Source organism: Halomonas sp. G15 (assembly GCF_021282295.1).
GTDB classification, from domain to species: domain Bacteria; phylum Pseudomonadota; class Gammaproteobacteria; order Pseudomonadales; family Halomonadaceae; genus Halomonas; species Halomonas alimentaria.
The window spans coordinates 43,553-66,405 of sequence record NZ_JAJSPA010000020.1; the positions used below are offsets into that span (position 1 = coordinate 43,553).

Genomic DNA, 22,853 nt, shown 5'->3' on the forward strand with positions numbered 1-22,853 from the left:
GAACCATGATGCAGATGCGAGATGCCCTCGGGGCCCTGATGCGCCGCGAGAACCTCAGCTTCGCCGAGACCCATGAGGTGATGCGCCAGATCATGACCGGGGAGGTCAGCGACCCGCAGATCGCCGCCTTCCTGATGGGCATGGCCATGAAGGGCGAGACCGCCGAGGAGATCAGCGCCGCCGCCCAGGTGATGCGCGAATTGATGAAGCCGGTTCACCTCCAGGCGGACAACGTGGTGGACATCGTCGGCACCGGTGGCGATGGCGCCAACCTGTTCAACGTCTCCACCGCGGCGAGCTTCGTGGTCGCCGCCGCCGGCGGCCACGTGGCCAAGCACGGCAACCGCGGCGTCTCCTCCTCGTCCGGCAGTGCCGACCTCTTCGCCGTGGCGGGTATCCACCTCGACCTCGATGCCGAGCAGGTGGCGCGCTGCATCGAGCAGGTGGGCGTGGGCTTCATGTTTGCCCCCAACCACCACCCGGCGATGCGCTACGCGGTCGCGCCGCGCCGTGAGATGGGCGTGCGCACCCTGTTCAACATCCTTGGGCCCCTGACCAACCCCGCCGGCGCCCCCAACCAGGTGCTTGGCGTCTACGCCCCGGAACTGGTACCGCTGATGGCCGATGTGCTGCGTCGCCTGGGCAGCCGCCATGTACTGGTAGTGCACGCCGAGGATGGCCTTGACGAGATCTCTCTGGCCCAGCCGACCCTGGTGGCCGAGCTCAGGGAGGGCGAGATCCAAGAGTACGTGATCACTCCCGATGAGCTCGGCATCAAGCGCCAGTCCCTGGATCCGCTGCGGGTCGCCTCCGCCGAGGAGAGCCTGCGCCTGGTGGAACAGGCCCTGGTGGGCGAGGGGCCGGCGGCGGACATCGTGTCGCTGAACGCCGGCGCGGCCCTCTATGCCGCCGACGTGGCCGACAGTCTCAAGGAGGGGGTGGCACTGGCCCAGGATGCCCAGGCCTCGAAGCTGCCCCTGGAGAAGCTCAAGGAACTGGCCAATTTCACCCGCGTCTTCCTGCAGTGAGCGCCCTTCGCTCTCTCAGCGCACCCAGAGGAGTCACCCCATGAGCGGTTCCAGTACCCCGACCATCCTGACCCGCATCCTCCAGCGCAAGGAGGAGGAGGTCGCCGAGCGCGCCCGCGCCGTGTCCGAGGCCGAGCTGCTGCGCCTGGCCGCCGAGCAGGGGGCACCGCGGGGGTTCAATGCGGCGCTGGCGCGGCGCATCGCCCAGGGCGACCCGGCGGTGATCGCCGAGGTCAAGAAGGCCTCCCCCTCCCGGGGGGTGATCCGCGAGGAGTTCCGCCCCGGCGAGATCGCCGCCAGCTACGCCGAGGGCGGCGCCGCCTGCCTCTCGGTGCTCACCGACGCCGACTTCTTCCAGGGCCATGAGGACTTCCTGATCGAGGCCCGCGACGCCTGCAAGCTGCCGGTGATCCGCAAGGACTTCTTCACCCACGGCTATCAGGTCAGCGAGGCTCGCGCCATCGGCGCCGACTGCATCCTGCTGATCGTCGCGGCCCTGGACGACGTCCAGCTGGCCGACCTGCACCGCCAGGCGCTGGAACTGGGCATGGACGTGCTGGTGGAGGTCCATGACGCCCTGGAGCTGGAGCGGGCACTCAAACTGGACCTCGACCTGGTGGGCATCAACAACCGCGACCTGCACACCTTCGACACCACCCTGGACACCACCCTGGAGCTGCTGCCGCGCATACCCGCCGGTGTCACCGTGGTCACCGAGTCCGGCATCCACACCCCCGGCGACGTGCTGCGCATGCGCGAGCACGACGTCAACGCCTTCCTCGTCGGCGAGGCCTTCATGCGCGAGGCCGACCCCGGCCAGGCGCTTAGGCGGCTGTTCTTCTGAGTCATCCTGGCAAGCAACCCAGGGGCCGGCATCTGCCGGCCCCTGCTGTTTTGGTGCCTCAGGATGTCGCAGGAGATTGTCTCGGCGCTGCCGAGACAATCTCCTTCGCCGCCGCCAGGGCATGGCGTCAGGTAGGCTCGGGCGCGCCGAGCAATCGAACCGCTTGAGTCACTCGGGCGTCAGAACGCCGGCGATGTCGGGTCGATCAGGCAGATGACCGTCTCGCCCGGCTGGGGGTCGAGTTCGCTTCGATCGCTGGCTACCCGCACATGCCCCTTGGCGTCGAGGCAGAAGAGTGCCAGCAGCCGGTCGTCGTGGTCGCGGCGATAGGCGGCGAAGTCGTGATCCTCATGCAGGCGTGCCACGCGCACCTCGGCGCCGCGGGCGACCCGGCTGGCCAGGTCGGCCCAGCTGACCTTCTCCCCGAACAGCCGCGGCAGTTCGGCCAGGTCTCGAGGACGCTGGCGCTCGGCCTGGTCATCCCTGCTGGCCTCGATGCGAAATACCTTGCCGGGAGCGAACTGCTCGGCGAAATGCAGCGCCGCCAGGTCGTTAGCCTCGCGATAGGGCGAGAGGGGCAGGAAGTGGCCCAGCCCGGTGAGCTCCAGATGGGTCTCGGCATGCTCGGAGTGGGGCTTGCCGTAGTAGACCGGCAGTCCCGCCATGCGCGCCGCTTCCAGCGCCTCACGGTCGGTATCGGTCAGGCGAACCGCGAAGCCGGCCTGCTGCAGCGCAAGGCCGATGGCGCGTGCCACCGGGTTGGCACCGAGGATCAAAAAGCCGCTGGGCGGTGGCGTCATCACTCCCAGTGCCCTGGCGATGGGGCGTGACAGCAGGCTCTGGATCACCACGGTGGCGATGATCACCAGGAAGGTGACCGGCACCAGCATCTCGGCGCCCTCCACGCCCTGCTCCTCCAGCTTCAGCGCGAACAGCGAGGCCACCGCGGCGGCCACGATGCCGCGGGGGGAGATCCACGCCAGCAGCGCTTTCTCCCTGAACTCGAGGCCGCTGCCCAGGGTGCACAACCATACCGCCACGGGGCGGGCCACCAGCATCAGCACGGCGAGATACGCCCATGCCGGCCAGCCGAGCAGGGCGAGCTGGTCCAGCCGCAATCGGGCGGCCAGCAGGATGAAGAGCCCGGAGATCAGCAGGACCGTCAGGGTCTCCTTGAACTCGATGATCGGCTCGGTGGGTACCCGCTTCATGTTGGCCAGCCAGGCGCCCATCACGGTCACGGTAAGCAGCCCCGATTCATGGAACAGCTGGTTGGAGAGGGTGAAGAGCGCCAGCATCACCATCAGGGTGCCGAAGCTGTGCAGCTGGCGTGGCAGCCAGTGGTGGCGCAGCACACAGCCCCACAGGTAGCCGCCGGCACCCCCCAGGCCGAAGCCGATCACCAGGGTGAAGCCGAACAGCGCCAGGGTGTGGGTGAAAGGGTCGCCTGCCGAGCCGATGACCACGAACTCGTAGACCAGTACGGCGCCGATGGCACCCACCGGGTCGATGAGGATGCCTTCCCAGCGCAGGATCCGGGAGAGTGACTCCCTGGCGCGCAGCGTCTTGAGCAGTGGCAGCACCACCGTGGGCCCGGTGACCACCAGCAGGGCGCCGAGCACGCTGGCCATGCCCCAGGGCAGGTCGAGCAGCCAGTGGGCGGCCAGGGCGCTGATCACGGCGGTGATCAGCGCGCCCCAGGTGACCAGGCGGCGTACCGTATGGCTGTGGCCGCGCAGCTCGCCGAGGTTGAGGGTCAGGCTGCCCTCGAAGAGGATCACTGCGACGGCCAGCGAGACCAGCGGGAAGAGCAGGTCGCCGAGCAGGGCATCCGGGTCGAGCAGGCCGCTTACCGGCCCCACCAGGATGCCGGTGATCAGCAGCGGCAGGATGGCGGGCACCTTCAGGCGCCAGGCGAGCCACTGGCAAGCCAGCGAGAGCAGGCCGATGCCGGTGAGGAGTACGGCGGGGCTGTCCATGGCGAGGCTCCAGGCGGGGTCCACTCTGCAGATTAGCCACTACCGATGGGTAGCGCTATACGCGTGATGCCGCAGTTGCCGGAGCGTCTCGTCCGCAGACGCGGGGGCGCGCACCGCGAGGCGCCCGTTCCTGGCGCCTCGTGTCGTGCAGTGCAGTGCAGTGCAGTGCGGCCCTAACCCTGCCGCTTGAGCTCGGCCAGCAGCGCCTGCAGCGGATGCGGCAGCGCGGTCTCCGACAGGCGCTTCACCTGGCTGCGGCAGGAGTAGCCGGTGGCCAGCAGGCGACCGGCGCTTGCCTCGTCCTCGACTACCGGCTGCCACGACTGGGCGTAGATGGTCTTCGAGGTCTCGAGGTTGCGCGCTTCATGGCCGTAGGTGCCGGACATGCCGCAGCAGCCGGTCGCGACCAGTTCGAGCTCCAGGCCGAAGGCGGCGAACAGCTGCTGCCAGGCCCTGGGGCTGCCCGGGGCGTTGGTCTTCTCGGTACAGTGTGAGAGCAGCCGGTACCCGGGCCCCGTCACCGCCAGTCGGCGGGGGGAAAGGGTCGGCAGGAGGGCGGCCAGCCACTCCTGCAGCATCAGTACCTCGGGTACGGCGTCGGCCCCCAGCGCCTTCACGTACTCCTGGCGATAGGTGAGGGTCATGGCCGGGTCGATGCCCACCAGCGGTACCCCGGACTCGGCCAGCATCCCGAGTCGTTCGGCCTGTTTCGCGGCGGTGTGCTCGAAGGCGCCCAGGAAGCCCTGCACGTTGAGCGGCTTGCCGTTGGGAGAGTAGGGAGCCACGAAGACCCGGAACTCCAGCCGACTCAACAGCTCGACGATATCCATGACCAGCCGGGCCTCGAAGTAGCTGGTGAAGGCGTCCTGGACGATCACCACGCTGCGCGCCTTCTGGGCATCGGTGAGCAGGCCCAGCGAGGTCGGGGTCGCCTCCGCCACGCCCCAGGCCGCCAGCTGCTTCCTCAGGCTGGCGCGGGAGAGCCGGGGGCTGTCCACCATGCCGACGGGGCCGGCCAGCAGGCGCTCCACCAGCCGGTTGCCCAGGGCGGCATTGTAGAGCGGGGCGATGCGCGACAGGGTCGGGACCATGAACTCCAGGCCGCCGATCAGGTAGTCGCGCACCGGGCGCAGGTAGCGGCCGTGGTAGACCTCGAGGAATTGCGCGCGGGAGTCCGGCACGTTGACCTTGATCGGGCACTGGCCGGCACAGGACTTGCAGGCCAGGCATCCGGCCATGGCGTCGTAGACCTCGTGGGAGAAGTCCTCCTCGCCGCGTCGCCTGGCCAGGGTGTTACCGAGCCGCTTCGGGAAGTCCCTGACGAAGCCCCAGGCACCCTCGGCCTTCTTCTTTCGCGACTCCTCGACCAGGTCGACACCGGCCTCGCCCTGCAGGCGCAGCCACTCGCGGACCAGGCTGGCGCGCCCCTTGGGGGAGTGGATGCGGTCGCGGGTGGCCTTCCACGACGGGCACATGGCATCGTCGGGATCGTAGTTGTAGCAGGCACCGTTGCCGTTGCAGTAGACGGTGGCGGCGTGGGCCTGCCACGCCCGCTCGTCGATGGTGCGGTCGAGCTGGCCCCGGGTCGGCACACCATCGATGGTCAGCAGTCCCGGGTCGACCAGGTTCACTGCCTCATCTTGAGAGGCTTCTCCTGTCGCCAGTGGGGTAGCGATCTTGCCGGGGTTCAACTGGTTGTGGGGATCGAAGGCCGCCTTGATCCGCTGCAGGCTGGGGTAGAGCTCGCCGAAGAACCTCGGCGCGTACTCCGAGCGCACGCCCTTGCCGTGCTCCCCCCACAGCAGGCCGCCGTACTTGCGGGTCAGCTCGGCCACCTCGTCGGAGACCTCGCGGATCAGCCGCTCCTGGGCCGGGTCCTTCATGTCGATGGCGGGGCGCACGTGCAGCACCCCGGCATCCACGTGGCCGAACATGCCGTACTCGAGGCCCCGGGCGTCGAGGGCGGCCCGGAATTCGGCGATGAAGTCGGCCAGATGCTCCGGGGGCACCGCGGTGTCCTCGACGAAGGGGATGGGGCGCTTCTCGCCCTTGGCATCGACCCTGGCGTTGCCCAGCAGGCCCACGGCGCGTTTGCGCATCCCGTAGACCTTCTGGATCTGCCCGCGCCCCTCGGCCAGGGTGAAGCCCAGGCGCTCGACGCTGTGGTCACTCTCCAGGTGGCGACAGAAGGCTTCGACGCGCTTACTCAGGCGCTCGGGGTCATCGTCGTTGAACTCCACCAGGTTGATGCCGCGCACCGGCCTCTCACCGGCGGGGAAGAACTCCGCCACGCTGTCCCAGACGAAGTCCTCCATGGCCAGGGTCAGCACCCGGTCGTCCACCGTCTCGATGGAGGTGGGGCCGGCGGAACTGGCCTTGAGCGCCTTGGCGTCGCGCAGGGCATCCATGAAGCCGGCGTAGCGCACATTGACCAGGGTCGAGTGCCTGGGGATCGGCAGCACGTTGAGCACGGCCTCGTCGAGCAAGCCCAGCGACCCCTCGGATCCGCACAGCAGGCTGTTCATGTCGAGCCGGCCCCGGTCGTCTCTCAGGTGCGCCAGGTCGTAGCCGGTCAGGCAGCGGTTGAGGGGCGGAAACTTGGCCCGGATCAGCTCGCCCTGGGTATCGATGACTTCCCGGGCGGTACGGTAGGCACGGCCGCTGGTGGTCTCGGGGGCACACAGCGTCTGAAGCTCGCTCTCCGCCACCGGCCGGCTGACCAGCCTCTCGCCGCCCAGCAGGAGTGCCTCGAGCTCGAGCACGTGGTCACGGGTCTTGCCGTACTCGCAGCTGCCCTGACCGCTGGCGTCGGTGGAGATCATGCCGCCGATGGTGGCGCGATTGGAGGTCGAGAGGTCGGGGGCGAAGAACAGCCCGTGGGGCTTGAGCGCCGCGTTGAGCTGGTCCTTGACCACCCCGGCCTGGACCCGCACCCGGCGGTTCTCCACGTCGATCTCGAGAATCCGGTTCATGTGCCGAGAGACGTCTACCACCAGGCCATCGGTCAGCGACTGACCGTTGGTGCCGGTGCCACCGCCGCGCGGGGTGAGGACCACCTGCCGATGCTCCACCTGACCCGCCAGGTGGGCGATGCGCTGCAGGTCCTCGCCGTGGCGGGGATAGAGCACCGCCTGGGGCAGGCGCTGGTAGATGGAGTTATCGGTGGCGAGCACCGTGCGATCGGCGTAGTCCGGGGCGACCTCGCCCTCGAAACCGGCGGCCTTCAGGGCCTCGAGAAAACGCAGGTAGGGTGCGGCAAGCCCGGGGGCGGTGCCGGCATCGGTGGTGTCCAGTCGAGCGATCATGGGCATCTTCGTGAGGAAGCGTGGATGGAGCTACTTTACCGCGCGGGGCCCGAGGGCGCATCCCGGCGGCCGGTTCGCGTGGCGCCACTTTCGCCTTTTGCCTACAATGGTCGGCCTGTTTCCTGCCGCCGCCACCCCGCGGCCGACACCTCCAATCACCGACTGCAACGGACCGATTCCATGCTCGATCCCAAACTGCTGCGCAGCGACCTCGAGACGGTCGCCCAACGACTCGCCAAGCGGGGCTTTGCCCTGGACACCGAACGCCTTTCGGCGCTGGAGTCCCGGCGCCGGGAGCTGCAGGCCGAGACCGAGTCGCTGCAGGCCGAGCGCAACACCCGCTCCAAGGCGATCGGTAAGGCCAAGGCAGCGGGCGAGGATATCCAGCCGCTGCTCGACGAGGTGAGTGACCTGGGCGAGCGCCTGGATGGCGCCAAGACGCGTCTGGCCGAGGTCCAGGCCGAGTGGGACGATGCGGTGAGCGGCATTCCCAACCTGCCCCACGAGAGCGTGCCCAAGGGGGCCGACGAGAGCGACAACGTCGAGCTGCACCGCTGGGGCACCCCCCGCGAGTTCGACTTCACGGTTCGCGACCACGTCGACCTGGGCGAACTGAAGGGGGACCTCGACTTCGACCTGGCCGCCAAGCTGACCGGGGCGCGTTTCGCGGTGATGCGCGGACCCATCGCGCGGCTGCACCGGGCGCTGACCCAGTTCATGCTCGACAAGCAGACCCAGGAGCATGGCTACGAGGAGTGCTACGTGCCCTACATGGTCAACGAGGCCTCGCTGCGCGGCACCGGCCAGCTGCCCAAGTTTGGCGAGGACCTGTTCAGGCTGGACGATGAGCGCGGCTACCACCTGATCCCCACCGCCGAGGTGCCGCTGACCAACTTTGCCCGTGACGAGATCCTCGACGCCAAGGCGTTGCCGGTGAAGCTCACTGCCCATACGCCCTGCTTCCGCAGCGAGGCGGGCTCCCATGGCCGCGATACGCGCGGCATGATCCGTCAGCACCAGTTCGACAAGGTGGAGATGGTGCAGATGGTCGAGCCGGAGCAAAGCTACTCGGCGCTGGAGGAGATGCGCGGCCACGCCGAGGCGATTCTCCAAGCCCTCGAGCTGCCCTACCGGGTGGTGACCCTGTGCAGCGGCGACATGGGATTCGGCGCCGCCAAGACCTACGACCTGGAGGTATGGATCCCCAGCCAGGAGACCTACCGCGAGATCTCCTCGGTCTCCAATTGCGAGGAGTTCCAGGCGCGGCGCATGCAGGCGCGCTTCCGTCACCCCGAGCAGAAGAAGCCGCAGCTGCTGCATACCCTCAACGGCTCCGGCCTGGCGGTGGGGCGCTGCCTGGTGGCAGTGCTGGAGAACTACCAGCAGGCCGACGGTTCGGTGACCGTGCCCGAGGTACTGCGACCCTACATGGGCGGCCAGGAGAGCATCAATCGATAGGATGGCCGGTACCCACGCCCCTCGAACCCCCGCAGCCAGCGGGGGTTTGTCGTTATATCGCGGGAGTTGCCGATTGTTGAGGCGTCGCCCAGGGGGCATGATAGAAGCCATCAACGGCTTGGGAGATGAGGATGCGAGACGCTAACGACGAACCATCAGGCATCATACCGCTGAATCTGGTATTGGCCCTGGCGGCACTGGTGGTGATCGTGGCCGGGATGCGGGCCGGGGCCAGCCTGCTGGTGCCCATGCTGCTGGCGGCCTTTGTCGCGGTGATCTGCACGGCGCCGGTGCTGTGGCTCAACCGTCACGGTCTGGGGCTGCGCCTGTCGGTGTGGCTTACCCTGGTGGTGATCGGTGTCGTGTTCCTGCTACTGGGAGGGTTGCTGGTCAACAGCTTCGGCACCTTCGTCGATGCCCTCCCGGGCATCGAGCAGAAGCTCTATGACTACTACCTGGGGCTGCTGGATGGCCTGTCGCGCCTGGGTCTGGCCATCGATACCGAACAGCTGGCCGAGCTGCTGCATGCCGAACAGCTGGGCGGCTGGATCCCGGCCCTGATCGGGGAGGTGGGCAACCTGCTGATGCAGAGTGTCGTGGTCGGGCTGCTGGCGGTGTTCATGCTCTTCGAGACCCTGAATTTCCGCGACAAGCTCTCCCGTGCCCTGGCCAACCCGGCCCCCAGCCTGGATCGCTTCAGCGAATTCAGCCTGACCCTCAAGCGCTACCTGGCGGTGAAGACGGTGGTCAGCCTGGTGACCGGCGCCCTGGTCTGGGTCGCCTGCCTGCTGGTGGGGGTGGATTTCCCGCTGCTATGGGCGGTGCTCGCCTTTGCCCTCAACTATATTCCCAATATCGGGTCGGCCATCGCCGCGGTGCCGCCGGTGATGCTTCTGCTGGTCTCGCCCCAGGGTGGCCTGATCGATGCGTTGCTGCTGGCGTCGGCCTATCTGGGCATCAACTTTTTGATCGGCAATATCGTCGAGCCACGGATGATGGGCAAGGCGCTGGGGCTCTCCTCCTTCGTGGCCTTCCTGTCGCTGGTGGTGTGGGGTTGGGTCTTCGGCACGGTGGGGATGCTGCTGTCGGTGGTGCTGACCATGACTCTGAAGATCGCCCTGGACAGCCACCCCCAGACCCGTTGGATCTCCCATCTCTTGGGGCCGGGCGACGAGCCGGCAGTGGCCGAGGCGGATCGCCGGCCTTCCGAGCGTGACGACGAAGAGGGGGGCTGACAGGGGGGCTTAAACGACATCGCCCCGACCGAGGCCGGGGCGATGTCGACGGTGTACTGCCGTCGGCCTACTACAGTGTCGCTCAGGCGTTCTGTTCGATGAACTGGCTGAGCTGGGACTTGGACTGGGCGCCGACCAGCGAGGCGACCTTGGTGCCGGACTTGAACAGCATCACGGTGGGGACGCCGCGGACGCCCTGCTCGGCGGCGATCTCGGGTGCATCGTCGACATTGATGCTGACGACCTTGAGGTTGCCGCTGCGCTCCTCGGCGACCTCGTCGACCACCGGTGCCATCACCTTGCAGGGACCGCACCAGGGTGCCCAGAACTTGAGCAGCACCGGCGTGTCGGCCTTGAGGACTTCCTGCTCGAAGTTGGCGTTGGTGACATCGACGTTATTGGCCATGGGGTTCTCCAGTTGCGTTGCGCTGCATCGAGCGGATCGGGTAGGCAGGCGACAGCTCGGGTCGCCTGTCCGGTCGGACGATGTTAGCGGTCGTCCGGAGTGCTGGCAAATCGGGAATGTCTATCGGCGCTATGTGCGGCGCCCAGCATTATATGCTATAAAGGCATTAGTATTTCATTTGATATTCCATTTTCCATCGCTTCGACGCCCTTCAGCCGGATGGGGCGGCATGGGAGAGTCGCCATGAAACTGCAGCAGCTGCGCTACGTCTGGGAAGTCACTCGCCACAACCTCAATGTCTCGGCCACCGCCCAGAGCCTGTTCACCTCGCAGCCCGGGATCTCCAAGCAGATCCGCCTGCTCGAGGATGAGCTGGGCGTCGAGATCTTCGCCCGCAGCGGAAAGCACCTGACACGGGTCACTCCGGCGGGGCAGGCGATCGTCGAGCTGGCCGGCGAGGTACTGCGGCTGACCGACAACATCAAGGAGGTCGCTCAGGAGTTCAGCGATGAGCGCCGTGGCAGCCTGTCGGTGGCCACGACCCACACCCAGGCGCGCTACGCACTGCCGCCGGTGATCCGCGAGTTCACGCGCCAGTACCCCGACGTGGCCCTGCATATGCAGCAGGGTACGCCCAAGCAGATCGCCCAGATGGTCAGCGATGGCCAGGCAGACTTCGCCATCGCCACCGAATCGCTGGAGCTGTTCAACGACCTGGTGCTGCTGCCTTGCTACCGCTGGAACCGCTGCATCCTGGTGCCCCAGGGGCACCCCCTGGCCGAGGAGGGCGAGCTGACCCTGGAGGCCATCGCACGGCATCCTCTGGTCACCTACGTGTTCGGCTTCACCGGCCGTTCCCAGCTCGACGATGCCTTCCGTGACAGGGGGCTTACCCCCAACGTGGTGCTGACCGCAGCCGATGCGGACGTGATCAAGACCTATGTGCGTCTGGGCCTCGGGGTAGGGATCGTCGCCCATATGGCGGTGGATCCGGAGCACGACACCGACCTGGTGGCGCTGGACGCCGGCCACCTGTTTGCGAGTTCCACTACCAAGATCGGCATCCGCCGCGGCACCTTCATGCGCGGCTATATGTACGACTTCCTCAAGGGGTTTGCGCCCCACCTGGAGCGTGACGTGGTGGATGCCGCCCTGGCCGCCGGGCCGCGCCACGAGCGGGCACTGTTCGAGGGCATCGAGCTGCCGTTGCGCTAGAGGTGCCGATCATGAAGACGGCCGCCCGGAAGTTCGGGCGGCCGTCCTGCGTTCGACTGGATCAGTGCTGCAGGTGCAGTCCGCACTCGCGCTTGGCCTCGACCTTGGTCGGGTCGAAGTAGTCGAACTCGTTGGGCAGGTCGTGGCGCTGAAGGTAGGTGTGAAGGTCCTTCGCCGTCCAGTTCAACAACGGCGCTATCTTGAGCAGGCCATCGGCGTTGCGGCTGGCTGGGGTCATGCGTGAGCGCTCCGGGGTGTCCTCGGCGCGCAGGGCGGTGAACCAGACGTCCGGCGCCATCTCGCCGAGGGCCCGCTCGAAGGGTTCGATCTTCACTTCCCGGGTAAAGGCGTCGTGGCGCGGGTCGTCGATGCCGGGGAAGGGGCCCTCCAGCGCCTCGCGATGAGCGCGGGTGCGCCGTGGCAGGTAGCTGATCAGGTTGAGGTCGAGGCGGCGCACCAGGGCGTCGGCGAAGCGATAGGTGGCCTCGGTGTTGTAGCCGTGATCCATCCACACCACCGGGATATCCGGCCGCTGGCGGGAGACCAGGTGCAGGATGACAGCCTCGAAGGGGCGGAAGTTGGTGGTGCAGATCGGCCGACTTCCCTGGTCCAGGGCCCAGCGGATCAAGGCTTCCGGGTCCTGGCCGAGGTCGCGGTTGATGATGTCGAGCGTCTCAGTCATGGGGCGTCTCCTGATGCGTATGCCGCCTACCCTAGCCGAGCCGCGGGGGTCGCGCCCAATACCGATTTCTTGCGTTGTTATTACAAAAACAGTGAAAGGTGGCTTCTCCTTATTCCCTTTTGTCTCAAGTCGAGAGTGCCGACATCAGGTGGCGGATCTTGTCCCAGGTCTCCTGATACTCCGCCTCGCCCTCCGAGTCGGCCACCAGGCCGCCGCCCCCCCACAGGTGCAGGCGGCCGCCGTCCGCCACGGCGGTACGGATGGCGATGGAGGTGTCCATGTGGCCACGGGTGTCCATATAGCCGAGGCTGCCGCAGTAGACGCTGCGCCGGCTCGGCTCCAGCTCGTCGATGATCTGCATGGCGCGCACCTTGGGCGCTCCGGTGATGGAGCCACCGGGGAAGGCGCCTGCAAGCAGCTCCAGCGGCGTGCGTCCGTCGGCAAGCGTGCCGGTGACCACGCTGACCAGGTGATGGACGTTGGTGTAGCTCTCCAGGCCGCACAGTTGTGGCACTCGTACCGTGCCGGGGCGACAACTGCGCCCCAGGTCGTTGCGCAGCAGGTCGACGATCATCACGTTCTCGGCGCGATCCTTCAGGCTCCCCTCGAGTTCGGCGGCCAGGCGGGCGTCGCTCCCGGGGGTGTCGCCGCGTGGTCGGGTGCCCTTGATGGGGCGGGTCTCCACCTGGCCATCACGGCACGCCAGGAAGCGTTCCGGTGACAGTGAGAGGATCGCCTGCTCGCCCTGTGCGGAGGGCCAGGCCATGAAGCCAGCATAGGGCGTCGGGGTGGCCGCGCGCAGCCGTCGATAGGCCGCCCACAGGTCGCCTTCGTAGGGCGCGCTGAAGCGCTGGGCCAGGTTGACCTGGTAGCAGTCGCCGGCGCGGATATAGCGCTGCACCGCCTCGAAGCGGTCCAGGTAGGCGTCGCGGTCGAGCTCGGCGGCAAACGGGGCCGTCAGGTGGCAGTCGTTCTCGGCGGCGGGAGCGGTGTTCAGCCACTCGAGAGCCTGGCGGCGGCGCTCGGGAGTGGCCACCAGCCAGGCCTCGCCACGCTGGTGATCCTGGATCAGCGCCCAGTCGTAGAGGCCTACCCGGCTGGCCGGCAGCGCCACGGCGCGGCGGGCACGTTGCCCCACCGGCTCCAGCTGATAGCCGAGGTCATAGCTCCAGTAGCCGATCAGCCCGCCCAGGAAGGGCAGTTCGCTCACCGGCAGCGGCCCGGTCGCGGGGAGTCGCTCGAGCAGCGCCTGCTGGGCGGCAAAGGGGGAGAGGTCCCGAAGCTCCGGCACGCCGTCGACCCGGCCCGCCTCATCCACCTCAAGCATTACCAGCGGGTCGCTCGACAGGATGTCGTAGCGTCCCGCCGGTGCCTCCGGACGGCCACTGTCCAGCAGCACGGCACCGGGCCTTCGGCGCAGGCGCGCGAAGGCGGAGAACGGGGTGGGCCGATAGGGGTGCGGCGTGATCTGGAGTGGTGAGCTCATCGACGGGACGGGCCTATACAGAGGGGGCGCCCATTCTAGGCGCCGAGGGCGCCGCTGTCCTCGTTGCGGGGCGCTTGCGGACTCAACGCTGCCGGCCGCATTGTCGACATCTGGAGCTAGCAAGGCTGGGTTGTCTACAACCAAAGACGTATCGTTCGGCCATGACGCCATGTTGACCCGAGGACGGGCAATGGCTACTCTTCGCTCATCCCATAATTGTCGACAATCATCATGAAGCCAGCCGAAGCCGAATCGTCCAGCCCCGAGGTGCGTACCCTCGCCGAGCGCGTCTTCCAGCAGCTGCAGGATGCCATCGTCCGCGGCGAGATGGCACCCGGCAGCAAGATCACCGAGCCTGGCCTGTCACGCACCTATGGCATCTCCCGTGGACCGCTGCGCGAGGCGATGCGCCGCCTCGAGGCGCACCGCCTGATCGAGCGGGTGCCCCACGTCGGCGCCCGGGTGGTAAAGCTCTCCATGAAGGAGCTGCTCGAGCTGTTCGACGTGCGTGAGGCCCTGGAGAGCATGGCCGCCCGCCTGGCGGCCGAGCACATGACCGCCGAGGAGATCGCCGGGCTGCGCGAGGTGCTCGCGATGCATGAGCGCCAGGCCGACCTCATGAAGGGCGAGGCCTACTTCCAGCGCGAGGGTGACCTGGACTTCCACTACCGCATCGTCCAGGGCAGCCACAATCGCATGCTGGTGACCATGCTCTGCGATGACCTCTATTACCTGGTGCGGCTCTACCGCACCCAGTTCAGCGCCAGTGGCTCTCGCCCCCAGCGCGCTTTCGTCGAGCACCATCGCATCGTCGACGCCATCGAGGCCGGCGACGCCGAGCTCGCCGAACTGCTGATGCGACGCCATGTCAGCGCCTCCCGGGCCAATGTCGTCGATCGCTACGCCGCTTCCCTCAGGGAGCTGGAAGAGACCACTGCCTGACCCCTTACCGGATACCACAGGAGAAACACCATGACCCAGCAGACTCCCGGCGCTCGCTTCCGCGCCGCCCTCGAGGCCAATCGCCCGCTGTCCATCGTCGGTACCATCAACGCCTATACCGCCATGATGGCCGAGCGCGTGGGCCACCAGGCCATCTACCTCTCCGGCGGCGGCGTGGCCAACGCCTCCTTCGGCCTGCCGGACCTGGGCATGACCACCATGAACGACGTGGTCGAGGACGCCCACCGCATCTGCGGCGCCACCGACCTGCCGCTGCTGGTGGACATCGATACCGGCTGGGGTGGGGCCTTCAACATCGCGCGCACCGTCAAGGAGATGCAGCGTGCCGGCGTGGCCGCCGTGCACCTCGAGGACCAGGTCGCCCAGAAGCGCTGTGGCCACCGCCCCAACAAGGAGATCGTCTCCAAGCAGGAGATGGTCGACCGTGTCAAGGCTGCCGCCGATGCACGCCTCGATCCGGACTTCTATCTGATCGCCCGCACCGACGCCTTCCAGAAGGATGGGCTGGATGCCGCCATCGAGCGCTCCCAGGCCTGCATCGAGGCGGGCGCCGACGCCATCTTCGCCGAGGCGGTGCACACCCTCGACGACTATCGTGCCTTCTGCGAGCGCGTCGATGCGCCGATCCTGGCCAATATCACCGAGTTCGGTGCCACTCCGCTGTTCTCCCAGCAGGAGCTGGCCGAGGTAGGCTGCCGCATGGTGCTCTATCCGCTGTCTGCCTTCCGCGCCATGAACGCGGCGGCGCTCAAGGTATACCAGAGCATTCACGACAACGGCCACCAGCGTGACGTGGTCGACTTGATGCAGACCCGTGACGAGCTCTACGACTTCCTCAACTACCACAGCTTCGAGCAGAAGCTCGATGCCCTCTTCGTCGAGAAGGGCAGCGACGCCTGAGACGCGCCCCACACCGGAAACACCATTCAAGAGGAGAGAGAACATGGCTGATAAACCCGTTAGTGGCGCAGGCCTGCGCGGCCAGAGCGCCGGCACCACCGCCCTGTGCACCGTCGGCAAGACCGGCTCGGGCCTCACCTACCGCGGCTTCGACATCAAGGAGCTGGCGGAGAAGGCGAAGTTCGAGGAAGTGGCCTACCTGCTGCTCAAGGGCAAGCTGCCCAACCAGGCCGAGCTCGACGCCTACATCACCAAGCTCAAGGGCCTGCGCGGCCTGCCCGCCGAACTCCGCACCGTGCTCGAGCAGATCCCCAAGGATGCCCACCCCATGGACGTGATGCGCACCGGCGCCTCCATGCTGGGCAACCTGGAGACCGAGCAGAGCTTCGATGAGCAGCAGGACGTCTCCGACCGCCTGCTGGCCGTGCTGCCGTCGATCATCTGCTACTGGTACCGCTTCAGCCACGATGGCGTGCGCATCGAGACCGAGACCGACGACGAGTCGGTGGGTGGCCACTTCCTGCACATGCTGCGCGGCGAGCCGGCTTCCGAGCTGCACGCCCGGGTGATGAACGTCTCGCTGATCCTCTACGCCGAGCACGAGTTCAACGCCTCCACCTTCACCGCACGCGTCTGCGCCTCCACGCTCTCCGACATGCACTCCTGCGTGACCGGCGCCATCGGCTCCCTGCGCGGCCCGCTGCATGGTGGTGCCAACGAGGCGGCCATGGAGATGATCGAGGACTGGAAGTCCGCCGACGAGGCCGAGAGCAAGATCCTCGGCATGCTCGAGCGCAAGGACAAGATCATGGGCTTCGGCCACGCGATCTATCGCGAGTCCGACCCGCGCAACGCGATCATCAAGGAGTGGTCGAAGAAGCTTTCCGAGGACGTCGGCGACAGCGTGCTCTACCCGGTCTCCGAGCGCGTCGAGGCGGTGATGTGGCGCGAGAAGAAGCTGTTCTGCAACGCTGACTTCTTCCACGCCAGCGCCTACCACTTCATGGACATCCCCACCAAGCTGTTCACGCCGATCTTCGTCTGCTCGCGCGTCACCGGCTGGTGTGCCCATGTCTTCGAGCAGCGCGCCAACAATCGCATCATTCGCCCGAGTGCCGACTACATCGGTCCGGAGAAGAGCGAGTGGGTACCGATCGAGCAGCGCGACTGATCGATCGCCGCCCCCGGACGGCCGACCTGGCCGTCCGGCCTTCTTCCCCCTTCTCCGACGCCTGCAAGAGACCCCTCACGCCATGAATACCGACTACCGTAAACCGCTTCCCGGCACCGAGCTGGACTACTTCGACGTGCGTGCGGCCGTCGAGGAGATCCAGCCCGGTGCCTACGACACCCTTCCCTATACCTCGCGGGTACTGGCCGAGCAGCTGGTGCGCCGCTGCGAGCCGGAGATGCTCACCGACTCGCTCAAGCAGCTGATCGAACGTCGTCGCGACCTGGACTTCCCCTGGTACCCGGCCCGGGTGGTGTGCCACGACATCCTCGGCCAGACGGCACTCGTCGACCTGGCCGGCCTGCGTGACGCCATCGCCGAGCAGGGTGGGGACCCCGCCAAGGTCAACCCGGTGGTGCCGACCCAGCTGATCGTCGACCACTCCCTGGCCGTGGAGCATGCCGGCTTCGAGGCGGACGCCTTCGACAAGAACCGCGCCATCGAGGATCGTCGCAACGAGGATCGCTTCCACTTCATCGAGTGGACCAAGACCGCCTTCGAGAACGTCGACGTGATCCCCGCCGGCAACGGCATCATGCACCAGATCAACCTGGAGAAGATGTCGCCGGTGGTGCAGCACCGCGACGGTGTGGCCTTCCCCGACACCTGCGTGGGCACCGACAGCCATACTCCGCATATCGACTGCCTGGGCGTCATCGCCGTCGGCGTCGGTGGCCTCGAGGCCGAGACCGTGATGCTGGGCCGTCCCTCCATGATGCGCCTGCCCGACATCGTCGGCGTGGAGCTGACCGGCAAGCCCAAACCCGGCATCACCGCCACCGATATCGTGCTGGCGATCACCGAGTTCCTGCGCCGCGAGCGCGTGGTGGGGGCGTATCTCGAGTTCTTCGGCGAGGGGGCCAAGACCCTTACCATCGGCGACCGCGCGACCATCTCCAACATGACGCCCGAGTACGGGGCGACTGCGGCGATGTTCTATATCGACGAGCAGACCATCGACTACCTGACGCTGACCGGCCGCGAGCCGGAGCAGGTCGAGCTGGTCGAGACCTACGCCAAGCAGACCGGCCTGTGGGCCGACAGCCTGGCCGGTGCCCAGTACGAGCGGGTGCTGACCTTCGACCTGTCCAGCGTGGAGCGTAACCTGGCGGGCCCCTCCAACCCGCACCGTCGCCTGCCCACCAGCGCCCTGCATGACCGCGGCATCGCCGTGGACTACGACAAAGCCCAGGCGGAGGAGAGGGAGGGCAAGATGCCCGATGGCGCGGTGATCATCGCCGCCATCACCAGCTGCACCAACACCTCCAACCCGCGCAACGTGGTGGGTGCCGCCCTGCTGGCCAAGAAGGCCAATGAACTGGGCCTGACGCGCAAGCCCTGGGTGAAGAGCTCCTTCGCTCCCGGCTCGAAGGTGGCGCGCCTCTACCTGGAGGAGGCCGGGCTGCTGCCGGAGCTGGAGAAGCTCGGCTTCGGCATCGTCGCCTACGCCTGTACCACCTGTAACGGCATGTCCGGGGCGCTGGATCCCAAGATCCAGCAGGAGATCATCGACCGCGACCTCTATGCCACCGCGGTGCTCTCCGGCAACCGCAACTTCGACGGCCGCATCCACCCCTATGCCAAGCAGGCCTTCCTGGCCTCACCGGCGCTGGTGGTGGCCTACGCCATCGCCGGTACCGTGCGTTTCGACATCGAGAAAGATGTGCTGGGTACCGACAAGGACGGCAACCCGGTGACCCTCAAGGACCTGTGGCCCTCCGACGAGGAGATCGATGCCATCGTCGGCGAGTTCGTCAAGCCCGAGCAGTTCAAGCAGGTCTATATCCCGATGTTCGACCTGGACGCGTTCGAGAAGGCCGAGAGTCCGCTCTACGACTGGCGCCCCCAGAGCACCTATATCCGCCGCCCGCCTTACTGGGAGGGCAACATGGCGGCCGTGCGTGAGCTCAAGGGCATGCGGCCGCTGGCGATCCTGCCGGACAACATCACCACCGACCATCTGTCGCCGTCCAACGCCATCATGATGGACAGCGCGGCGGGGGAGTACCTGCACAAGATGGGCCTGCCGGAGGAGGACTTCAATTCCTACGCCACCCACCGCGGCGACCACCTCACCGCCCTGCGGGCCACCCTGGCCAACCCCAAGCTCTTCAACGAGATGGTACGCGACGAGAACGGTGAGGTTCGGCAGGGGTCGCTGGCACGCATCGAGCCGGAAGGCGAGGTAACCCGCATGTGGGAGGCCATCGAGACCTACATGGAGCGCAAGCAGCCGCTGATCGTCATCGCCGGTGCCGACTATGGCCAGGGCTCCTCCCGTGACTGGGCGGCCAAGGGCGTGGCGCTGGCCGGGGTCGAGGCGATTGTCGCCGAGGGTTTCGAGCGCATCCACCGCACCAACCTGATCGGCATGGGCGTGATGCCGTTGCAGTTCAAGGAGGGCACCACCCGTCACACCCTGCAGCTCGACGGTACCGAGACCTATGACGTCGAGGGCAAGCCGGCGCCGGGCGCGACCCTGGAGCTTGTCATCCACCGCAAGACCGGCGAGGTCGATCGCGTACCGGTGACCTGCCGCCTGGATACCGCCGAGGAAGTCACCATCTACTCCGCCGGCGGCGTGCTGCAGCGCTTCGCCAAGGACTTCCTGGAGTCATCGGAGGTGGCGAGCGCATGAGCCAGGTTCCTCAGATCCGGATCCCCGCCACCTATATGCGTGGCGGGACCAGCAAGGGTGTGTTCTTCAAGCTGACCGACCTGCCCGAGGCCGCGCAGGTGCCGGGTGAGGCTCGCGACCGCCTGCTGATGCGGGTGATCGGCAGCCCCGACCCCTACCAGAAGCAGATCGACGGCATGGGCGGGGCCACCTCGAGCACCAGCAAGACGGTGATTCTCTCGAAGAGCGAGAGCCCCGACCACGACGTGGACTACCTGTTCGGCCAGGTCTCCATCGACAAGGCCTTCGTCGACTGGAGCGGCAACTGCGGCAACCTTTCCGCGGCGGTGGGGCCCTTCGCGATCAGCAATGGCCTGGTGGACCCGGCGCGCATTCCCGAGAACGGCGAGGCCGAGGTGCGCATCTGGCAGGCCAATATCGGCAAGACCATCGTCTCCCGGGTGCCGATCCGGGACGGCGAGGTGCAGGAGACCGGTGACTTCGAGCTGGACGGGGTGACCTTTCCAGCCGCCGAGGTGCCGGTGGCCTTCAAGGACCCGGCGGACGGCGAGGGTGCCATCTTCCCCACCGGCAACCTGGTGGATGAGCTGGAGGTGCCCGGTGTTGGGACCCTCAAGGCGACCCTGATCAACGCCGGCATCCCGACCGTCTTCCTGAATGCGGACGAACTCGGCTATACCGGTACCGAGCTGCAGGAGGCAATCAACGGCGACGCCGCGGCGCTGGAGAAGTTCGAGACCATTCGCGCCCATGGGGCGGTGAAGATGGGGCTGATCAAGGAGGTGGCCGAGGCCGCGGCCCGCCAGCACACCCCCAAGGTGGCCTTCGTGGCGCCGCCGGCAGACTACCTCGCCTCCAGCGGCAAGCAGGTGAAGGCCGATGATATCGACCTGGTGGTGCGCGCGCTCTCCATGGGCAAGCTGCACCACGCCATGATGGGCACCGCAGCAGTGGCCATCGCCTCTGCCGCGGCCATCGAGGGCACCCTGGTCAACCTGGTCGCGGGTGGTGGCAAGCGTAACGCCGTCACCTTCGGGCACCCCTCGGGCAGCCTGCGGGTCGGAGCCGAGGCGAGCCTGGTGGATGGCCGCTGGGTGATCGACGAGGCGGTGATGAGCCGCAGTGCCCGGGTGCTGATGGAGGGCTGGGTTCGCGTCCCCGGCGACAGTTTCTAGGGCCTGCCTGCTCAGGGGCCTGCTGAAAGATAAAGACGCCCCGGGTCCCAGGACCCGGGGCGTCTTCTATAGTGAGGGTCACGCATCAAGGGCGTTTGCTCGACAAGGTGACAGGAGAAGTTCATGAGTACCGTTGAAGCCAACGTGCGGCCGGATTACGACGCCGAGCTGCAGAAGATCGCCGACTATGTGCTGGGCTACCGTATCGAGAGCGATGAGGCCTGGAACACCGCGCGGCTCTGTCTGATGGATACCCTGGGTTGCGGCATGCTGGCGCTGCGTTTTCCCGAGTGCACCAAGCACCTCGGCCCGCTGGTGGAAGGCACCGTGGTGCCCCATGGTGCCCGGGTGCCCGGCACCTCCTTTCGTCTGGATCCGGTGAAGGCGGCCTGGGATATCGGCGCCATCGTGCGCTGGCTCGATTACAACGACACCTGGCTGGCTGCGGAGTGGGGACACCCCTCGGACAACCTGGGGGCCATCCTGGCCGTGGCCGACCACCTCTCCCAGAAGCGAGTGGCCCAGGGCGAGGCGCCACTTACGATGCGCGACGTCCTCGAGGCGATGATCATGGCCCACGAGATCCAGGGGGTGCTGGCGCTGGAGAACTCCTTCAACCGGGTGGGGCTCGACCATGTGGTGCTGGTCAAGGTGGCCTCCACGGCGGTGGCGGCGAGGATGCTCGGTGCCGATCGCGAGCAGCTGCTCTCGGCACTCTCCCACGCCTGGGTCGATGGCCAGAGCCTGCGCACCTATCGTCATGCGCCAAACGCCGGGTCACGCAAGAGCTGGGCGGCGGGGGATGCCACCTCCCGGGCGGTGCGCCTGGCGGACATCGCGCTGCGCGGCGAGATGGGCGTCCCCGGTGCGCTCAGCGCCCCCCAGTGGGGCTTCTATGACGTACTGTTCAGCCATACCAACCGCGATCTGGCCACCAAGCCCGAGGGGGAGCGCCGCTTCCGATTCCAGTGCGATTTCGGCAGCTACGTGATGGAGAACATCCTCTTCAAGCTCTCCTTCCCGGCGGAGTTCCATGCCCAGACGGCTTGTGAAGCGGCGGTGACCCTGCACCCCGAGGTGAAGGGGCGAATCGACGAGATCGAGCGGGTCGTGATCACCACGCATGAATCAGCAATCCGTATCATCTCCAAGGAGGGCGACCTGGCCAACCCGGCGGATCGTGACCACTGCCTGCAGTACATGACCGCGGTGCCTCTGATCCTCGGCGAGCTGACCGCCGAACACTACGAGGATGACTTCCACGCCGCACACCCCGAGATCGATGCCCTGCGGGCGAAGATGGAGGTGGTGGAGGAGCCGCGCTATACGCGTGACTATCTGGATCCCGACAAGCGATCCATCGCCAACGCCATCCAGGTCTTCTTCACCGATGGCACCTCTACCGACCAGGTCGCCGTGGAGTACCCCATCGGCCATCGGCGGCGGCGTGAGGAGGGTATCCCGGTGCTGGAGGCCAAGTTCCGGCGCAACCTCGAGACGCGCTTCCCACGCTCGCGCAGCGAGAAGATTCTGGCGCTTTGCCAGGACGCGCAGCGCCTGCAGATGACCCCGGTCCATCGCTTCATGGACCTGCTGGTGATCTAAAGGCGCAGGAAGCGACATGCTCTCAAGCGGGGCCATGGCCCCTGGCGTGTAACTGGACTACATTTTTCTCTGTAGGGGCTTGCACCCTACCGGGGAAAGCCGTAAAGTACGCATCCGCTGCCGGCGACGGGCACACGTTGCAGGCGGTGGAGGTGGCAGAAGTGATTGTTCTGCATGGATTATTTTCGAAGCAGGTCGAATTGCTTCGAAACATTCCGATTGACAATCACGGCACGTTCGGTAGAATGTGCGCCACTGGATTCGCAGCCATCTCGGCAGTAAGAGATGGGCGGTCAGCGGAAACACGGACGGGATGCAGCGCATCGCCAACCACCGCTTGACACGCTGACGCGAATCGGTAGAATACGCCTTCCTCGCAGGGCGCTGGCGACACGGAGTTCGCTCCGGCCGGCAGCAAGCGAGACGCTTCACTCGACAGGGTTCGAAGCCGCTCTTTAACAATCGATCAGGTAATTCATGTGGGCGCTTGTCGATGGCTCGGTGATCCATATCATTGAACCATCAAGGAAAGCGACTCGTCATAGATCTTCGGATCTATTTGAGAACGTTTGAACCTTGAGCCAAGTTTGGTGCTACTTCAAGCACTTATGATCTTAAACTGAAGAGTTTGATCATGGCTCAGATTGAACGCTGGCGGCAGGCCTAACACATGCAAGTCGAGCGGAAACGATGGAAGCTTGCT

The 22,853-nt window shown here is 66.7% G+C and carries 16 protein-coding genes and 1 rRNA gene; 12 read left to right on the forward strand and 5 right to left on the reverse strand.

Going from position 1 to position 22,853, the window contains the following annotated elements; genetic code table 11:
* The first annotated feature begins 8 nt into the window (after positions 1–8).
* Both trpD and trpC read left to right on the forward strand, forming a co-directional pair.
* Complete coding sequence (trpD, locus tag LWH48_RS10980; RefSeq protein ID WP_232912594.1) at positions 9–1,028, forward strand: anthranilate phosphoribosyltransferase; 1,020 nt, start codon at positions 9–11, stop codon at positions 1,026–1,028.
* Positions 1,029–1,068: 40 nt separating this feature from the next.
* Positions 1,069–1,872, forward strand: coding sequence for an indole-3-glycerol phosphate synthase TrpC (trpC, locus tag LWH48_RS10985; RefSeq protein ID WP_232912595.1), 804 nt, complete (start codon positions 1,069–1,071; stop codon positions 1,870–1,872).
* Between the two features lie 179 nt (positions 1,873–2,051).
* Here the strand turns inward: trpC and LWH48_RS10990 are convergent, their stop codons facing one another.
* Positions 2,052–3,851: a cation:proton antiporter gene (locus LWH48_RS10990; RefSeq protein ID WP_232912596.1), complete on the reverse strand. Its 1,800-nt coding sequence runs from the start codon at positions 3,849–3,851 to the stop codon at positions 2,052–2,054.
* Positions 3,852–4,024: 173 nt separating this feature from the next.
* Positions 4,025–7,156, reverse strand: a complete 3,132-nt coding sequence (gene ydiJ / locus LWH48_RS10995; protein WP_232912597.1) for a D-2-hydroxyglutarate dehydrogenase YdiJ — start codon at positions 7,154–7,156, stop codon at positions 4,025–4,027.
* A gap of 180 nt (positions 7,157–7,336) precedes the next feature.
* Between ydiJ and serS the strand changes: the two genes are divergently transcribed.
* Complete coding sequence (serS, locus tag LWH48_RS11000) at positions 7,337–8,614, forward strand: serine--tRNA ligase (RefSeq protein WP_232912598.1); 1,278 nt, start codon at positions 7,337–7,339, stop codon at positions 8,612–8,614.
* A gap of 131 nt (positions 8,615–8,745) precedes the next feature.
* The gene (locus LWH48_RS11005) at positions 8,746–9,849 is read left to right on the forward strand and encodes an AI-2E family transporter (RefSeq protein ID WP_232912599.1); all 1,104 of its coding nucleotides are present in this window, start codon (positions 8,746–8,748) and stop codon (positions 9,847–9,849) included.
* A gap of 82 nt (positions 9,850–9,931) precedes the next feature.
* Here LWH48_RS11005 and trxA read toward each other — a convergent pair whose 3' ends face one another.
* On the reverse strand, positions 9,932–10,255 hold the full coding sequence (gene trxA, locus LWH48_RS11010) for a thioredoxin (protein ID WP_161431525.1): 324 nt from the start codon (positions 10,253–10,255) through the stop codon (positions 9,932–9,934).
* Between the two features lie 243 nt (positions 10,256–10,498).
* Between trxA and cysB the strand changes: the two genes are divergently transcribed.
* Positions 10,499–11,470 (forward strand): HTH-type transcriptional regulator CysB, encoded by a 972-nt coding sequence (cysB, locus tag LWH48_RS11015; protein WP_232912600.1) that lies wholly within the window; start codon positions 10,499–10,501, stop codon positions 11,468–11,470.
* A gap of 61 nt (positions 11,471–11,531) precedes the next feature.
* Here cysB and LWH48_RS11020 read toward each other — a convergent pair whose 3' ends face one another.
* Entirely contained in the window at positions 11,532–12,152 is a 621-nt protein-coding gene (locus LWH48_RS11020; RefSeq protein WP_232912601.1) for a phosphoadenosine phosphosulfate reductase domain-containing protein, read from the reverse strand.
* Positions 12,153–12,276: 124 nt separating this feature from the next.
* The gene (gene pabB, locus LWH48_RS11025) at positions 12,277–13,638 is read right to left on the reverse strand and encodes an aminodeoxychorismate synthase component I (RefSeq protein WP_232912602.1); all 1,362 of its coding nucleotides are present in this window, start codon (positions 13,636–13,638) and stop codon (positions 12,277–12,279) included.
* Positions 13,639–13,869: 231 nt separating this feature from the next.
* Between pabB and LWH48_RS11030 the strand changes: the two genes are divergently transcribed.
* The 7 genes from LWH48_RS11030 to LWH48_RS11060 form a co-directional block, all read left to right on the forward strand.
* Positions 13,870–14,580 carry a GntR family transcriptional regulator gene (locus tag LWH48_RS11030; RefSeq protein WP_232912603.1) on the forward strand — a complete coding sequence of 237 codons (711 nt, stop codon included), beginning with the start codon at positions 13,870–13,872 and terminating at the stop codon, positions 14,578–14,580.
* 30 nt (positions 14,581–14,610) lie between these two features.
* Complete coding sequence (gene prpB, locus LWH48_RS11035; RefSeq protein WP_161431530.1) at positions 14,611–15,501, forward strand: methylisocitrate lyase; 891 nt, start codon at positions 14,611–14,613, stop codon at positions 15,499–15,501.
* Positions 15,502–15,544: 43 nt separating this feature from the next.
* Positions 15,545–16,672, forward strand: coding sequence for a bifunctional 2-methylcitrate synthase/citrate synthase (gene prpC / locus LWH48_RS11040; protein ID WP_161431531.1), 1,128 nt, complete (start codon positions 15,545–15,547; stop codon positions 16,670–16,672).
* 82 nt (positions 16,673–16,754) lie between these two features.
* Positions 16,755–19,370 (forward strand): Fe/S-dependent 2-methylisocitrate dehydratase AcnD, encoded by a 2,616-nt coding sequence (gene acnD, locus LWH48_RS11045; protein WP_232912604.1) that lies wholly within the window; start codon positions 16,755–16,757, stop codon positions 19,368–19,370.
* Positions 19,367–20,545 carry a 2-methylaconitate cis-trans isomerase PrpF gene (gene prpF / locus LWH48_RS11050; protein WP_232912605.1) on the forward strand — a complete coding sequence of 393 codons (1,179 nt, stop codon included), beginning with the start codon at positions 19,367–19,369 and terminating at the stop codon, positions 20,543–20,545. The genes acnD and prpF overlap by 4 nt, the downstream gene beginning before the upstream one ends.
* Positions 20,546–20,668: 123 nt before the next feature.
* Complete coding sequence (locus LWH48_RS11055) at positions 20,669–22,150, forward strand: bifunctional 2-methylcitrate dehydratase/aconitate hydratase (RefSeq protein WP_232912606.1); 1,482 nt, start codon at positions 20,669–20,671, stop codon at positions 22,148–22,150.
* 616 nt (positions 22,151–22,766) lie between these two features.
* A 16S ribosomal RNA gene (locus LWH48_RS11060) occupies positions 22,767–22,853 on the forward strand; the annotation flags it as partial.

Bases quoted from the DNA above. Each gene is read 5' to 3' on its own strand.
- trpC (WP_232912595.1), top strand. From the start codon at position 1,069: ATGAGCGGTTCCAGTACCCCGACCATCCTGACCCGCATCCTCCAGCGC.
- pabB (WP_232912602.1), bottom strand. From the start codon at position 13,638: ATGAGCTCACCACTCCAGATCACGCCGCACCCCTATCGGCCCACCCCG.
- acnD (WP_232912604.1), top strand. From the start codon at position 16,755: ATGAATACCGACTACCGTAAACCGCTTCCCGGCACCGAGCTGGACTAC.
- cysB (WP_232912600.1), top strand. From the start codon at position 10,499: ATGAAACTGCAGCAGCTGCGCTACGTCTGGGAAGTCACTCGCCACAAC.
- prpC (WP_161431531.1), top strand. From the start codon at position 15,545: ATGGCTGATAAACCCGTTAGTGGCGCAGGCCTGCGCGGCCAGAGCGCC.
- serS (WP_232912598.1), top strand. From the start codon at position 7,337: ATGCTCGATCCCAAACTGCTGCGCAGCGACCTCGAGACGGTCGCCCAA.
- prpB (WP_161431530.1), top strand. From the start codon at position 14,611: ATGACCCAGCAGACTCCCGGCGCTCGCTTCCGCGCCGCCCTCGAGGCC.
- LWH48_RS10990 (WP_232912596.1), bottom strand. From the start codon at position 3,851: ATGGACAGCCCCGCCGTACTCCTCACCGGCATCGGCCTGCTCTCGCTG.
- LWH48_RS11030 (WP_232912603.1), top strand. From the start codon at position 13,870: ATGAAGCCAGCCGAAGCCGAATCGTCCAGCCCCGAGGTGCGTACCCTC.
- trpD (WP_232912594.1), top strand. From the start codon at position 9: ATGCAGATGCGAGATGCCCTCGGGGCCCTGATGCGCCGCGAGAACCTC.
- ydiJ (WP_232912597.1), bottom strand. From the start codon at position 7,156: ATGATCGCTCGACTGGACACCACCGATGCCGGCACCGCCCCCGGGCTT.
- trxA (WP_161431525.1), bottom strand. From the start codon at position 10,255: ATGGCCAATAACGTCGATGTCACCAACGCCAACTTCGAGCAGGAAGTC.
- prpF (WP_232912605.1), top strand. From the start codon at position 19,367: ATGAGCCAGGTTCCTCAGATCCGGATCCCCGCCACCTATATGCGTGGC.
- LWH48_RS11005 (WP_232912599.1), top strand. From the start codon at position 8,746: ATGCGAGACGCTAACGACGAACCATCAGGCATCATACCGCTGAATCTG.
- LWH48_RS11055 (WP_232912606.1), top strand. From the start codon at position 20,669: ATGAGTACCGTTGAAGCCAACGTGCGGCCGGATTACGACGCCGAGCTG.
- LWH48_RS11020 (WP_232912601.1), bottom strand. From the start codon at position 12,152: ATGACTGAGACGCTCGACATCATCAACCGCGACCTCGGCCAGGACCCG.